Source organism: Sorangium sp. So ce145 (assembly GCF_051525985.1).
In the GTDB taxonomy this organism is placed as follows: domain Bacteria; phylum Myxococcota_A; class Polyangia; order Polyangiales; family Polyangiaceae; genus Sorangium; species Sorangium cellulosum_B.
Map to the genome: position 1 here is coordinate 5,203,690 of NZ_CP150315.1, position 14,338 is coordinate 5,218,027.

Below are 14,338 nucleotides of genomic sequence, written 5' to 3' on the forward strand. Positions count from 1 at the left end.
TCATGGGTGTGTCGCGCGATCTGGCGGCAGTCAGTTCAAGACAGCAGTCTGCACTTCGGGGGCGCATGAGCCGACGTCCGGTGTTTGCGCACCTCTCCCCCGGCTCCCCAGCATCCTGGCCGCACCCTCGCTTGCGCGCGCTCCACGCGACGCGCTCGGCGCGCCTCGCGCGACTCGCCGGGCGTCGCGCTCGAGCGACGCATCCGTGCACATCGAGCGCAGTGCATCGCCGTTCGAGACGCTGCAGACCGAGCTCCCGGACAGCGCCGGTCCGTGCTGAACATCACGCGGTTCACGTGCGCGCGCGCGAACAAAAAACTGCACGAAATGCCGCAGAAACAAGCGATCTGTAAAGAAACAACTTGACGCGACGCAGCAGCTCTGTAGGGTAGAAGCATCTACGCCATGCAGAAGTCGATGTGCACCGCCAGCGCCCACGCCTCCGGCGATGGGACCCTCGCTGAGAAGGTTGTGCACCACGCTTCGTTGGCGTCCTCGACGGCGCGTTCGTTCGTCGTCGTCGAAGGCGGCGTGTCCGTCGGGCTCCTAGCGGGCCTAGCCATTCCTGCGCTCATCAGCCTAGTCGACGTCGTCGGGCTGATTCGCGTCGGGAACGGTTGCGGGCCGCCGCTCTGAGCTGACACAGCATGGAGATAGGCCCCCGCACCGAGATGGTCCGGGGGCTTTCGTTTTTTTCGGCCTGAGGGTTCACGGAGAGCAGCCGTCGTCGAAGGAGGATCAGGTGAGCAAGGAACATTCGAGGAAGAACCGGGAGGACGCCTCGATCGAGGCCGTCGGCCAGCGCATCGCGGAGCTCGCCGAGCTCGTCGCCGCGGGATGTGGGGTGCCCGTCGCGTCGAGCGCCGTGCGAGAGGAGTTCGAGGCGCTCGTCGACGAGATCCGCGCCCGAGCCAGCGGGGGCGCCATCCGCGCGCCCCAGCGCTCCTCGACGCGCCTCGTGGGCGCGCGCCCGCACGGCGACGCCGCGGAGGCCTCGTTCGAGTTCCATGCCGACCCGCCCTCCGCGCGCTCCAACGTCGACCAGCGCGCTGATCTGCGCGCCAAGCCGGCGAGCGTGCCGGGCAGCTCGCGCGTCGTGTCGCTCGACGACGCGCGCAGGGTGCTCGACGCGATCCGCCGCGAGGAGAGCAGCGGCGACGGCCCTCGGGAGGATCTGCAGCGCGCGATCGCCTAAGTTGCTGAGCCTCTGAGAAACGGCGGAACCCCGCGGCCAAGGCGCCCCCATGGGCCCCCACCTTCACCCGCGTGACTCGATGGAGTCGGGAATTATGAAACGAACCGGTGCACAGATTATCTGGGAAGTCCTCGTCCGCGAAGGCGTGGACGTGGTCTTTGGCTATCCGGGCGGCGCGATCATGCCCGCCTACGACACGATCCTCGGTTACCCGATCCGCCATGTGCTCGTCCGGCACGAGCAGGGCGCGGCGCACATGGCGGACGGGTACGCGCGCGCCTCGGGCAAGGTCGGCGTGTGCGTCGCCACCTCGGGGCCGGGCGCGACGAACCTCGTCACCGGGATCGCGACGGCGATGCTCGACTCCTCGCCGATCGTCTGTATCACCGGGCAGGTGTCCTCCAAGCTGCTCGGGACCGACGCGTTCCAGGAGACGGACATCACGGGCGTCACCCTGCCCATCACCAAGCACAACTACCTCGTGACCGACGTGGAGGACATCGCCCCTACCCTCCGCGAGGCGTTCTACATCGCGCGCTCGGGCCGCCCGGGCCCCGTGCTCGTGGACATCACCAAGGACGCCCAGCAGGCGTCGATCGATTTCGAGCCGCCGAAGGGCGAGGTCCGCTTGCCCGGCTACCGCCCCTCGCAGCACGCCGTCCAGACGGACATCGAGAAGGCGATCGACCTCATCGACGAGGCCGAGCGGCCGCTCATCCTGGCCGGTCAGGGCATCGTCAGGGCCGAGGCGACGCGCGAGCTCCTCGCCTTCGTGGAGAAGACGGGGATCCCCGTCGCCTCCACGCTGCTCGGCCTCGGCGGCTTCCCGGCGAAGCACCCCCTCAGCCTCGGCATGATGGGGATGCACGGCGAGGCGTGGGTGAACAACGCCATCCAGGAGGCCGACCTCCTCATCGCGCTCGGGATGCGCTTCGACGACCGCGTGACCGGCAACCTCAAGACCTACGCCGTCAAGGCGAAGAAGATCCACGTCGAGATCGACCGGTCCGAGATCAACAAGAATGTCAAGGTCGATGTCGGCCTCATCGGCGACGTCCGGGACACGCTGCTGTCGCTCATCCCCGGGTGCAAGCAGCGCGACCGCGGCCCGTGGGTCGACCGCATCAACCTGCTGAAGGGCGACTCGGCGGTCCGTGACATTCAACAATTGCCGTACAACGATAAATTGTACGCCGCGCACGTGTTGCACGACCTCTGGCGGCTCACCGACGGCAAGGCGCTTGTGGTAACCGACGTCGGCCAGCACCAGATGTGGGAAGCGCAGTACTACAAGCACGATTACCCGCGGAAGCTCATCACCTCGGGCGGGCTCGGCACGATGGGCTTCTCTCTGCCGGCGGCGATCGGCGCGCGCTTCGCGAAGCCGGAGGACGAGATCTGGGTGGTCGTGGGCGACGGCGGCTTCCAGATGACCGCGTGCGAGCTCTCGACCTGCGCGCAGGAGGGGCTCAAGGTCCACGTGGCCGTCATCAACAACGGCTACCTCGGCATGGTGCGGCAGTGGCAGGAGTTCTTCTACAACCGGCGCTACTCGGCGACCCCGATGCGCAGCCCGGATTTCGTGAAGCTCGCCGAGGCCCACGGGCTGACCGGCATCCGCGTCACGAAGCGCGAGGAGATCGCGGGGGCCGTGGAGCGCGCCCGCGCCACGCCGGGCACCGTGGTCGTCGACTTCCGCGTGGAGCAGGAGGATAGCGTCTATCCGATGGTCCCCGCCGGCGCCGACCTGAACGACATGATCCGGCGCCCGAGCCCCATCGTGGAGACCGGGGAGGACCCGTGAACGCGCCAGCAGACCCACGCGCCCAGGGCGCGCGCTCCAGCGTGAGCGTGCGCCCGTCGGACGGGCGGGGCGCGCCCGAGCGCGCCGCGGCCGGAGCCGGGCGCACCACAGACAAGAGGGACTTTCAAGAGGCATCCATGGATCGACCCATCCTGCGCACGTTCATCGCCTACGTCGAAGACCGCCCCGGCGTGCTCAACCGCGTCGCGTCCCTCTTCCGGCGGCGCGCCTACAACATCGAGTCGCTGAGCGTCGGGCGCACCCACATCGCCGGGATCTCGCGCCTGACCCTGGTCCTCGAGGCGGATGAGGACGGGGCGCGGCGCCTGGAGGCGAACCTCTACAAGCTCGTCAACACCCTCTGGGTCCGGGACGTCACCCACACCGCCTCCGTCGCGCGCGACCTCGCGCTCATCAAGGTGAAGGCGGACGCGACGAGCCGGGCGCAGGTGCTCCAGCTCTGCGAGGTGTTCCGCGCGCGCACCGTCGATGTCGCCCCCGAGGCGCTGACCATCGAGATCACCGGGACCGGCGACAAGATCGAGGGCCTGCTCGAGGTGCTCCGCCCGTTCGGGATCATCGAGATGGTGCGGACCGGGATGATCGTGATGACCCGCGGCGCCGAGGAGGCCGAGGCCAGGTTCGACTCGATCCCCGTGCGCACGGCCGAGAACGGCGCCTCCTGACGGCGCGAGACGGTGTAAATAGCGCGCGCGAGACGTGAACGACGTGAAGGACGGGAGCCGCGAGGTGCGGGTCCCGGTTGTAAGGAGAGAGAGATGGCTAAGATTTTTTACGATAACGACGCGGATCTTTCGCTCATCCAGAGCAAGAAGGTCGCGATCGTGGGCTATGGCTCCCAGGGGCACGCGCACGCGCTGAACCTGCGCGACAGCGGCGTCACGGTGATCGTCGCCCTGCCCGAGGGCAGCAAGAGCCGGCCCAAGGCGCAGGCCGCGGGGCTGCAGGTGGCCACGGTGTCCGAGGCCGCGAAGGCCGCCGACGTCATCATGATCCTCGCCCCCGACACGTCGCAGGCGCGCATCTACAACGAGCAGATCGCGCCGCACCTCGGCCCGGGCAAGACGCTCATGTTCGCGCACGGGTTCAACATCCGCTTCAACACGATCACGCCCCCCCCGTCGGTCGACGTGTCGATGATCGCCCCGAAGGGCCCCGGCCACCGGGTGCGCGAGACGTTCGAGGCCGGCGGCGGCGTCCCGGCCCTCCTCGCCGTCCACCAGGACGCGAGCGGCAAGGCGGAGGCCCAGGCGCTCGCCTACGCGAAGGGCATCGGCGCGACGCGCGCCGGGGTGCTCCTCACGACGTTCGCGGAGGAGACCGAGACCGACCTCTTCGGCGAGCAGGCGGTGCTCTGCGGCGGCGCGAGCGAGCTCGTGAAGGCCGGCTTCGAGACGCTCGTCAACGCCGGCTACCAGCCGGAGATCGCGTACTTCGAGTGTCTGCACGAGCTCAAGCTCATCGTCGACCTCATGTACCGCGGCGGCCTCAACTACATGCGGTACTCGATCAGCGACACCGCCGAGCACGGCGACTACGTGTCCGGCCCGCGGGTCATCACCGACAAGACGCGCGAGGAGATGAAGCGCATCCTCGCCGAGATCCAGAGCGGCGAGTTCGCGCGCAAGTGGATCGCGGAGAACGAGGCGGGCCGGCCGAAGTTCGAGGCGACGCGGGCGAAGGAGCGGGAGCAGCGGCTCGAGATCGTGGGCGCCAACCTGCGCAAGATGATGCCGTTCATCGATCCCGTCACCATCAAGCCCGGCGACTGAGCCTCTCCACTCGTGGGAGGCGGCGGAGAACACCATGCCTGAGATGATTGCGAATCAAGCGATGCCCCCGTCCGATTACGTCCGCATCTTCGACACGACGCTGCGCGACGGCGAGCAGTCGCCGGGCGCGACGATGACATCGTCGGAGAAGCTCGAGATCGCGCTCGCGCTGGCGAAGCTCGGCGTCGACGTCATCGAGACGGGCTTCCCCGCCGCTTCCCCCGACGATCTGCTCGCCGTCCAGACGATCGCCGAGCGCGTGGGCGCGGCCGCGGTCCCCGGCCGCCCCGCCCCGACCCCGCCGATCATCTGCGCCCTCGCCCGCGCCACCAAGGTCGACATCGACAAGGCGTGGGAGGGCGTCGCCCGGGCCGCGCACCCCCGGATCCACACCTTCCTCGCCACGAGCGACATCCACCTCAAGCACAAGCTCCGGATGACCCGGGCCGAGGTGCTCGACCGCGTGCGGGCCATGGTCGCGTACGCGCGCGACCTGTGCGCCGACGTGGAGTTCAGCCCCGAGGACGCCGGCCGGAGCGAGCCGGAGTTCCTCTACCAGGTGCTCGAGGCCGCGATCGCCGCCGGGGCCACCACGCTCAACATCCCGGACACCGTCGGGTACACCATCCCGAGCGAGTTCGGCGCGCTCATCGCCGGGATCCGCAAGAACGTCGCGGGGATCGACCGCGCCATCGTCTCGGTCCACTGCCACAACGACCTCGGGCTCGCGACGGCCAACGCGCTGGAGGGCATCCGCGCGGGCGCGCGCCAGGCCGAGGTGACCATCAACGGCATCGGCGAGCGCGCCGGCAACACCGCGCTCGAGGAGATCGTCATGGCGCTCGCCACGCGCCGGGCCGTCTTCGGGCTGCGCACCGGGATCGACACGACCCAGATCGCCACCGTGAGCCGCCTCGTCAGCGCGGCCACGGGCTTCAACGTCCAGCCGAACAAGGCGATCGTCGGCGCCAACGCCTTCGCGCACGAGTCCGGAATCCACCAGGACGGGATGCTGAAGCACCAGGAGACGTACGAGATCATGCGGCCGGAGATGGTCGGGGTGACGCAGACCCGGCTCGTCCTCGGCAAGCACTCGGGCAGGCACGCGCTCCGCAACCGGCTGGAGGAGCTCGGCTACCACCTCGACGAGGCCCAGCTCGCGGCGGCGTTCGCCAGCTTCAAGGCGCTCGCGGACAAGAAGAAGCACGTCACCGATCCCGACATCGAGGCGATCGTCTCGACCACGCGGGCGCAGGCCGACGATCTCTACACGCTCGACGCGCTCCAGGTCGCCTGCGGGACCACGGGCATGCCCACCGCCACCGTCCGCCTCCGCGGGCCGGACGGGGCGCTGCACGTCCGCGCCGCGATCGGCACCGGGCCGGTGGACGCCGCCTATCGGGCGATCGACGAGATCGTCCGCGTGCCGAGCAGCCTCCTCGAGTTCTCGGTGCACGCGGTGACCGAGGGCATCGACGCGCTCGGCGAGGTGAGCGTCCGCGTCCGGGCGGACGCGACGTCGAGCAAGCGGCACCCGCAGCACGACGCCGCGGCGCGGGTCTTCCACGGCCACGGCGCTGACACCGACATCCTGGTGGCCAGCGCGAAGGCGTACCTCACCGCCCTGAACCGGCTCCTCGCGACCTACGGAGTCGAGCCCAAGGACGACGCGGCGGCGTCAGAGAGCAACCAGAGCGGCCACGGCGCCGCCGTCGAGACCGCGAGGTAGGGCCGTGCGCCGAGCGCAGGAGGCCCCCCAGGGGGGCGACGAGCTCGGCGACCCGATCTCGCTGCACAAGGAAGTCGAACCTTATGAATCCGCCTCATAACGGCGCGGAGCAGGGCGCCCGCCCCTCGGACCGCGTCGACGTCTACGACACAACGCTACGGGACGGCACCCAGCGCGAGGGCATCTCGCTCGCGTGCGAGGACAAGCTGAGCATCGCGCGCCACCTCGACGCGTTCGGCCTGACCTTCATCGAGGGCGGGTGGCCCGGCTCGAACCCGAAGGACGCGCAGTTCTTCGAGCGGGCGAAGGACATCGAGTGGAAGCACGCGAAGATCGCCGCGTTCGGCTCGACGCGCCGGGCCTCGCTGGCCCCCGAGGACGACCCCGGGCTGCGCGCGCTCCTCGCCGCCGGGACGAGCGTCTGCACGATCTTCGGCAAGAGCTCGGTCCAGCACGTGACGGCGGTGCTGCGCACGACGCTCGACGAGAACCTCCGGATGATCGAGGAGACCATCGCCTTCCTGCGGGCGCACGGCCGCCGCGTGATCTACGACGCCGAGCACTTCTTCGACGGGTTCGCGCTCGACAGGTCGTACGCGACCGAGACGCTCCGCGCCGCCGTGCGCGGCGGGGCGGAGGTGGTCACGCTCTGCGACACGAACGGCGGCTCGATGCCCTGGCAGATCGAGGCGGTGGTGGCCGAGATGAAGGCGGCGCTGGGCCACCCGCTCGGGATCCACGCCCACAACGACGGCGAGTGCGCGGTCGCCAACTCGATCGCCGCCGTGCGCGCGGGCGCCCGCCACGTCCAGGGCACCATCAACGGCTACGGCGAGCGCTGCGGGAACGCGAACCTCTGCGCGATCATCCCGAACCTGGAGCTGAAGCTCGACCTCCGGGCGCTCCCGGAGGGGGCGCTCCGCGGGCTCACCGAGCTCTCGCACTACGTCGCCGAGGTGGCGAACCTCTCCCCCGACGATCACATGGCCTACGTCGGGCGGAGCGCCTTCGCGCACAAGGGCGGCGTGCACGTCGCGGCGATGCGGCGCGAGCCTGCGTCCTACCAGCACATCGATCCCGCGCTCGTCGGCAACGCGATGCGGACCGTGGTCAGCGAGCTGTCGGGCCGCGGCAACCTCCTCAGCAAGGCCGAGGAGTTCGGGCTCGATGTGCCGACGGGCGCCGAGGTCGAGGTGCTGGAGCAGATCAAGGAGCGCGAGGCGCGCGGCTCGTCGTTCGAGGCGGCCGAGGCGTCCGTCGCGCTGCTGCTCCGCCGGAGCTCGCCGGGCTACAAGCCGCCGTTCCGGCTGCTCGACTTCAAGGTCATCGCGGGCCAGCGCGAGGGCGTCGGCACCTTCGCCGAGGCGATGATCAAGATCGCGGTCGACGACGAGGTGGTGATCACGGCGGCCGAGGGGTCCGGCCCCGTCAACGCGCTCGACGGAGCGCTCCGCAAGGCGCTCGCGCCCGTGTACCCGGCCGTGCGTGACATCCAGCTCGTCGACTACAAGGTGCGTATCCTCGACGGGCGCGACGGCACCTCGGCGACGACGCGCGTGCTCATCAACAGCCGCGACGCGCATCGCCAGTGGAGCACCGTCGGCGCGTCGACGAACATCATCGATGCGTCCTGGCATGCGCTCGCGGACGGGATCGAGTATGGGCTCACGCTCGCAGCGAGAGAGCCACAGCAGTACACATCCACGTTGCCTGCCAGCGAGGTCGCATGAAGGCCAATATCGTTCTTTTGCCCGGCGACGGCATCGGCGTCGAAGTGGTCGCCGAAACCCGCGCCACCCTCGACGCTGTCGCCGCCCAGTTCGGCCACAGCTTCAGCTACTCGGAGCACCTCATCGGCGGGTGCGCCATCGACGCGACCGGCACGGCGCTGACGCAGGAGACGCTCGACGCGTGCCGCGCGGCGGATGCCGTCCTGCTCGGCGCCGTCGGCGGCCCCAAGTGGGACAACCCGAGCGCGAGCGTCCGCCCCGAGCAGGGGCTGCTCGCCCTGCGCCAGGGGCTCGGCCTGTACGCCAACCTGCGGCCGATCCGCCTGTTCCCGGAGCTCATCCAGGCCTCTCCCCTCAAGGCAGAGCGGCTCGCGGACGTCGACATCCTGGTCGTCCGTGAGCTGACGGGCGGGCTCTACTTCGGCAAGCCGCGCCTCCGCGAGGAGGTGAACGGGCGCCGGCGCGCGGTCGACACGCTCGAGTACACGGACGAGGAGATCCAGCGCGTCGTCGAGCTCGCGTTCCGCCTCGCGGCGTCGCGCAGGCGCCTCGTCACGTCCGTCGACAAGGCGAACGTCCTCGAGTCGTCGCGGCTCTGGCGCACGGTGGCGACCGAGGTCGCCGCCCGCCACCCGGAGATCCGCATCGAGCACCAGCTCGTCGACTCGTGCGCGATGCGGCTCATCACCTCGGCCGCGGCGTTCGACGTCATCGTCACCGAGAACATGTTCGGCGACATCCTGACCGACGAGGCCGCCGTGCTCGCCGGCTCGCTGGGGCTCTGCCCGAGCGCGTCGCTGGGCGATGGGACGCGCGGGGTCTACGAGCCGATCCACGGCTCGGCGCCCGACATCGCCGGCAAGGGGCTCGCCAACCCGATCGGGACGATCCTGAGCGCCGCGATGCTGCTCCGGCACTCGCTGCGGCTCGACAAGGAGGCGGCCGTGCTCGAGCGCGCTGTGGCGCAGGCCATCGCCGGCGGCGCACGGACGGCGGACCTCGGCGGCAAGCTGTCGACCCAGGGGATGGGCGAGGCGGTCCGCGCGAAGCTCGCGGGCTGAGCGCTCCCGCCAGGCGGCCTCGGGCGAGCCCCTCACCCGGGCTCGCCGCGCGCGATCGACGGCGCAATCGCGCTCATCTCGCCCCCTTCCCTGCATGGCCATCGACGTGTGGGCACAAGGCCCCTTTCGCGGGCCGCTCCTGCGCGTCGCTCCTCCAGTCCACCGCTTTCCTCGCTCGAATCCATCGCTCGTCGCCCCCGAACATCGACCAGGACGGGACGGCGTGTGTCGTGGACGGGTCCGATGGTGGCCCTGACGATCTCCTGTGCGAACCGCGGGAGCATGTGCTCCGGAGACGCAGTCGCGCGGATCTCCCTCGTCACCCTTCATGCTGGAGATCCTGGCGGACGACGCGATCGCGCGAGCCTTATGGAGCATCCTTCGCCGCGCGACGGTCCCCCGCGGCCGACGCCCGGGTGCTCCGCGCCATCCGATTCATCTCCGTTGATCGAGCTGTTCGCATTCTTAGGACACCGATCACGTTGATCGGGCGAGAAATGAGCCGCCAAGGCGCCAAGGACGCCAAGAACAACACACAATCATGGCGTCCTTGGCGCGCTTGACGGCTCAGATTCCTGCTCTTTTCTGGGGTTTCAACCCGTTTGTCGCTCTAAGCACCACCGCCGAAGCCTCATAAGGACAGGCCTCCCCGCGCCCGGTCCTCGCCAGCGTCGCAGTCCGGCGCCCTGGATCTGCCAAGCGCGCGCGCAGCCGCCGGAGCAGGTGGGAGGCCGGCGAGCGCCGCGCAGCCGCGGCTTGCGCTCTCCCGGGCAACCGCGGCTCGCTCCCTCCCGGAAGGGGCGCGTGACGCGTCCCTCGCGTCCCTCGCGGCGCGCGGACTCGCAGAAAGCGTCCATGGTGTCTCAGGTGTCCTTTCTGCGGTAATCGACATCACCTCCCGAACACCACACATGATCGTGCGGCGGGGGATCTCAGGTCCCCGCGTGTCAAAGCTCGTCGCCATGACGGGCGATGACTCCATTCGACATGGATTGATGTGCACAGGAGAACGGGAACATGAGCCAATTGACGAAGTTCGCATCGCTCATCGCCCTCTCGACGGCCCTCTCCGCGGCTGGTTGCATGGCCGAGGCGACGACGTCGGACGCGCCCACCGACGACGTGATGAGCGAGACCGACGAGGCGAAGCAGGCGTTCCAGGCCGAAGAGGCGGATTCCGCTGATCAGGAGTCGAGCGCGAATCCGGCGATGGACGAGAGAGCCACGGACCCCGGCGCAGCAAGCGCCAGCGCGCCGGCCCCCGGCGCGCCCGATGTCGGCGCCGTGGACCCCGGCTCGGCGACCCCGACTGGCGAGGAGGGCGTCGGCGAGAAGCCCGATGCGGCGCGCTGGTGGGGCGGCGGCTGGGGCTTCCGGCCCTGGGGCTGGGGCGGCGGCTGGGGCTTCCGGCCCTGGGGCTGGGGCGGCGGCTGGGGCTTCCGGCCCTGGGGCTGGGGCGGCGGCTGGGGCTTCCGGCCCTGGGGCTGGGGCGGCTGGGGCGGCGGCTGCGGCTGGGGCGGCTGGGGCGGCGGCTGCGGCTGGTAGGGCGCCGCGCTAGCACGGTTCGCGTGAGAAGGCCCTGCTGACGCCCGCTCCGCGCCCCCTGGTGCGGCGCCGCCGCGGCTCGGTCCTCGCCACGGCGGGACGCCGGCAAGGGGTCATGAGCGAACGATGAAGCGACGGGCCCCTGACAGGTCGAGGCCCCCTCACGCGGCCGCGGAGGGGCCTCGACCGCCACCGTGGTACCCCCGGATCGCCCGCACGGGTCTGCGAGCGGTCCCGGGGTGCCCGGGATCAGGCGTCGGCCTCGACGAGGCTCGGGACGCGGCTTACGAGGAAGCGGGTCTTCACGTAGCACCACCACGCGACCCCCATGCAGGTGAGATAGGAGGCCGCGCGCGCGGCGCGGCGGTGCGCTGGCGCTATCGAGCGGAGGCGGTCCGCGTCGAGCCCCCGCGCGCCGCGGTGGGGCGCTCGAGCGGCGCTTCCGGGCGGCCGAGCTTCTCCGCGCGCTCGGTCACCCAGAAGCGCTCCGCGTCGGCCGCGGTCCAGGCAGACTCGTCGAGCAGCGGGAGGAGCGCATCGAAGAGCGCCCGCGCGCTCTGGAAACGGTGGCGCGGGTCCTTGGCGAGGCACCGCAGGACGAGGCGGTCGACCGCGCGAGGGACGGTCGGACCGCGCCGCACCGACGGCGCGAAAGGCGCCTTCGTCATGTGGGCGACGAAGAGCTGCCCCGACGACGAGCCCTCGAACGGCAGCTCCCCGGTGAGCAGGAAGTAGAGCGTGCCCCCGAGCGAGTAGATGTCGCTGCGCGCATCCGCCCGATCGCCACGACACACCTCCGGTGCCATGTAGGCCGGCGTCCCGCAGAGCATGCCGCTGTTCGTGAGCTCGGTGTCGCGGCCGCCCTCGACCATCCGCGCGACCCCGAAGTCGAGCAGCTTGAGGAAATCGTGATCGTCGCCAACGCGGGTGACGAAGAGGTTCTGCGGCTTGATGTCCCGGTGGATGATCCCGGCCTCGTGCGCCTCGATGAGAGAGCGGCAGGCCTGCAGGGCGAAGCGCAGGGCGCGCGCCACGGGCATGGGGCCGTAGCTGCGCACGATCGCGGCGAGGTCGGCCCCGCGCAGGTGCTCCATGGCGATGTAGTAGATGCCGTCGTCGCTCGCTCCGAAGTCGAAGATCCGGATGGTGTGCGGATCGCTGAGCTTGCTCGCCGCGTGCGCCTCCTGCTCGAAGCGCTTCGGCACCGCCGGGTCCGGCGCGTCCCGCGTCCGGAGGAGCTTGAGGGCGACGTCGCGGTGGAGCGTCTCGTCCCACGCGAGCCAGACCTCGCTCATCCCCCCTTTGCCGATCGGCGCCTCGAGCCGGTACCTGCCCAGCTTGCGCGCCTGATAGACCTGCTGCTGCGCGGCCCACACGACGTGGCTCGACAGCGCCCCGATCACCCCCGAGGCAGGGACGAAGATGTAATGGCTCGCGGCCGTGAGCAGCGTCGTCGGATCGAGCCACGCCGCCTGGATCGACGGGGAGAAGATCGCGGCGATGCCCATCGTCGCCGGGAAGGCGAGGAACATCGGCGCGGAGGCGAGGAGCGCCTTGCTGAACGGCGCGGGCACGAGCGCCGTGCGGAGCAGCACGACGATGGAGAGCCCGTGCATGTACGCGCTCGTCAGGCCGCCGAAATCGAGCGCCATCAGCGAGATGAAGATCGCGGCGGTGAGGAACGCGGCCTCGTACCCGAGGAGCACGACGCGCCCCGAGAGCGTCGGGCGCCCCGAGAGCCGGTACACGGCGAGGGAGAGCGCCTGCTCGACGACGCGCAGGACGATGCAGCGCCACACCGGCGCCGCGGGGTACAGCACCGTCGCCATGAACACGTCGACGAGCGTGAACGCCGGCCATATCCAGAGCGCGACCCGGAAAGCGCGGCGGACCGCGCGACGGACGCTCTCCGTGTCGTGGGCGCCAGGAGCGCTGCGCCGCGTGCCGAGCTGGCGAGTCTCGCGCTCTCTGAGCGTGCGCGCCGCGGCCGAGCGCTCATCGCGGAGAGCCTCTCGGAGCAGCGCGCGCTTCATGGCAATCTCGAGGGTCGCCAGAGCCACGCCGAACGTCAAGCGAGCGTTGTTGGCTCCTCGTGCGGCAGGTTTCCTCGGCCACGATGCCGGGCTGCGCTGCCCGCCGTCTCCCACCCCGGATGTCGTACCAACATGACCGTTCGCCGCCCCACATACCGTGTTCGTCCGCCGTGCACACACATGCCCGTGAGGTCATGAATCCAGTCAGCGCCTCGGGGGAGCGGTGTGGGGCAGGACGCCGAGGCGCGGCGAGGTGACCTGGGCGGCTGGGCGCTCGGGTCTCGCTCGTCGCCTTGGCCGCCGGCCCGCGGCGCCGGTCGGGGGCCAGGCGCCGCTCGCGCCTCGGCGCCGCGGGCTCGAGCTCAGCGGGCCCTTACGCCTCGGGCCGCGGCGGTCGCCCTGGTCAACCGGCCGGATCCATGCTTGAAAGCTCGCCACTGTGCCGCTCTCGCCCGAAAGCTTTCGCCGGCTGTTCGCCCGCCGCCCCGTCGTCCTCGCGCCCATGGAGGACGTGACGGACGCCGTGTTCCGCCGCATCGGCCGGGAGCTCGGCGCCGAGCTGTGCGTGACGGAGTTCGTCAACGTCGAGGGGCTGCTGCGCGGGTGCAAGACCGCGCGGCGCAAGCTCGCCCTGGCCGACGGCGATCAGCCGACGGCGATCCAGATCTACGGCGCCAACCCGGAGCGCCTCGCCGAGGCCGCGCGCGTCGCCGAGGAGGCCGGACCGGCGTTCCTGGACATCAACTGCGGCTGCTGGGTGCCCAAGATCGCCGGACGAGGCGCGGGCGCGGGCTGGCTCCGCGATCCGGAGGCGATGGTGGCGATGGCCCGGCTCGTGACGCGCTCGGTCGCGCTCCCGGTCACCGTGAAGACGCGCATCGGCTGGGGACCGGAGTCCCATATGCCGATCGTCGACCTCGCGCGCCGCCTCGAGGACGCCGGCGTCGCCGCGCTCACGATCCACTGCCGCACGGCCCAGATGGGGCACAGCGGCGCGGCCGACTGGGGTTGGGCCGCCCGGGCGCGCGAGGTCGTGTCCATCCCTGTCGTGGTGAACGGCGACATCAAGACCGCCGACGACGCGGCCCGCGCCCTCCGCGAGACGGGCTGCGCCGGCGTGATGGTCGGCCGCGCCGCCATCGACCACCCCTGGATCTTCCGCGAGGCCCGGGCCCTCCTCGACGATGGCGTGCACCTCCCGCCGCCGACGGCCGAGGAGCGGCTCGCCCTGTGCCGCGCGCACCTCATCGCGAACACCGAGGCGCGCGGCGAGCCGCACGGCGTGCGCGTGACCCGGCGCCACCTGACCGGCTATCTCCGCGGCCTCCCCGGCGCGTCGGCCCTCCGGCGCGAGCTGCTCTTCTGCGACAGCCTGTCGGGGTGCCTCGACATCCTCGACAGCGCCGCGCAGCGGCTCGCGGCCTGACGCGCGGCAGGCCGGCGGCGGC

11 protein-coding genes are annotated in these 14,338 nt (G+C 70.9%); 10 read left to right on the forward strand and 1 reads right to left on the reverse strand.

Annotated elements, in window-relative coordinates:
- The first annotated feature begins 405 nt into the window (after nucleotides 1-405).
- The 9 genes from WMF34_RS19270 to WMF34_RS19310 all read left to right on the forward strand — a co-directional run bounded on the left by WMF34_RS19270 (nucleotide 406) and on the right by WMF34_RS19310 (nucleotide 10,857).
- Nucleotides 406-636 carry a hypothetical protein gene (locus WMF34_RS19270; protein ID WP_044965255.1) on the forward strand — a complete coding sequence of 77 codons (231 nt, stop codon included), beginning with the start codon at nucleotides 406-408 and terminating at the stop codon, nucleotides 634-636.
- Between the two features lie 106 nt (nucleotides 637-742).
- Nucleotides 743-1,195 carry a hypothetical protein gene (locus WMF34_RS19275; RefSeq protein ID WP_012236359.1) on the forward strand — a complete coding sequence of 151 codons (453 nt, stop codon included), beginning with the start codon at nucleotides 743-745 and terminating at the stop codon, nucleotides 1,193-1,195.
- Nucleotides 1,196-1,289: 94 nt separating this feature from the next.
- A complete protein-coding gene (gene ilvB / locus WMF34_RS19280) occupies nucleotides 1,290-2,999 on the forward strand; it encodes a biosynthetic-type acetolactate synthase large subunit (RefSeq protein WP_012236360.1) in 1,710 nt (569 codons plus the stop codon).
- A 137-nt stretch (nucleotides 3,000-3,136) separates the two neighbouring features.
- On the forward strand, nucleotides 3,137-3,685 hold the full coding sequence (gene ilvN, locus WMF34_RS19285; RefSeq protein WP_012236361.1) for an acetolactate synthase small subunit: 549 nt from the start codon (nucleotides 3,137-3,139) through the stop codon (nucleotides 3,683-3,685).
- 93 nt (nucleotides 3,686-3,778) lie between these two features.
- Nucleotides 3,779-4,792 carry a ketol-acid reductoisomerase gene (gene ilvC, locus WMF34_RS19290; protein WP_012236362.1) on the forward strand — a complete coding sequence of 338 codons (1,014 nt, stop codon included), beginning with the start codon at nucleotides 3,779-3,781 and terminating at the stop codon, nucleotides 4,790-4,792.
- 34 nt (nucleotides 4,793-4,826) lie between these two features.
- Complete coding sequence (locus WMF34_RS19295) at nucleotides 4,827-6,521, forward strand: 2-isopropylmalate synthase (protein WP_012236363.1); 1,695 nt, start codon at nucleotides 4,827-4,829, stop codon at nucleotides 6,519-6,521.
- A gap of 83 nt (nucleotides 6,522-6,604) precedes the next feature.
- On the forward strand, nucleotides 6,605-8,251 hold the full coding sequence (gene cimA / locus WMF34_RS19300) for a citramalate synthase (RefSeq protein ID WP_437994149.1): 1,647 nt from the start codon (nucleotides 6,605-6,607) through the stop codon (nucleotides 8,249-8,251).
- Nucleotides 8,248-9,312, forward strand: a complete 1,065-nt coding sequence (gene leuB, locus WMF34_RS19305; RefSeq protein ID WP_012236365.1) for a 3-isopropylmalate dehydrogenase — start codon at nucleotides 8,248-8,250, stop codon at nucleotides 9,310-9,312. Before cimA ends, leuB begins: the two co-directional genes overlap by 4 nt.
- 1,017 nt (nucleotides 9,313-10,329) lie before the next feature.
- Nucleotides 10,330-10,857 (forward strand): hypothetical protein, encoded by a 528-nt coding sequence (locus WMF34_RS19310; protein ID WP_012236366.1) that lies wholly within the window; start codon nucleotides 10,330-10,332, stop codon nucleotides 10,855-10,857.
- A gap of 377 nt (nucleotides 10,858-11,234) precedes the next feature.
- On the opposite strand, the gene WMF34_RS19315 is transcribed toward WMF34_RS19310, so the two are convergent.
- Complete coding sequence (locus WMF34_RS19315) at nucleotides 11,235-12,890, reverse strand: serine/threonine-protein kinase (RefSeq protein ID WP_437994150.1); 1,656 nt, start codon at nucleotides 12,888-12,890, stop codon at nucleotides 11,235-11,237.
- Between the two features lie 439 nt (nucleotides 12,891-13,329).
- Between WMF34_RS19315 and dusB the strand changes: the two genes are divergently transcribed.
- Nucleotides 13,330-14,316 carry a tRNA dihydrouridine synthase DusB gene (dusB, locus tag WMF34_RS19320; protein WP_012236368.1) on the forward strand — a complete coding sequence of 329 codons (987 nt, stop codon included), beginning with the start codon at nucleotides 13,330-13,332 and terminating at the stop codon, nucleotides 14,314-14,316.
- Nucleotides 14,317-14,338 lie beyond the last annotated feature (22 nt).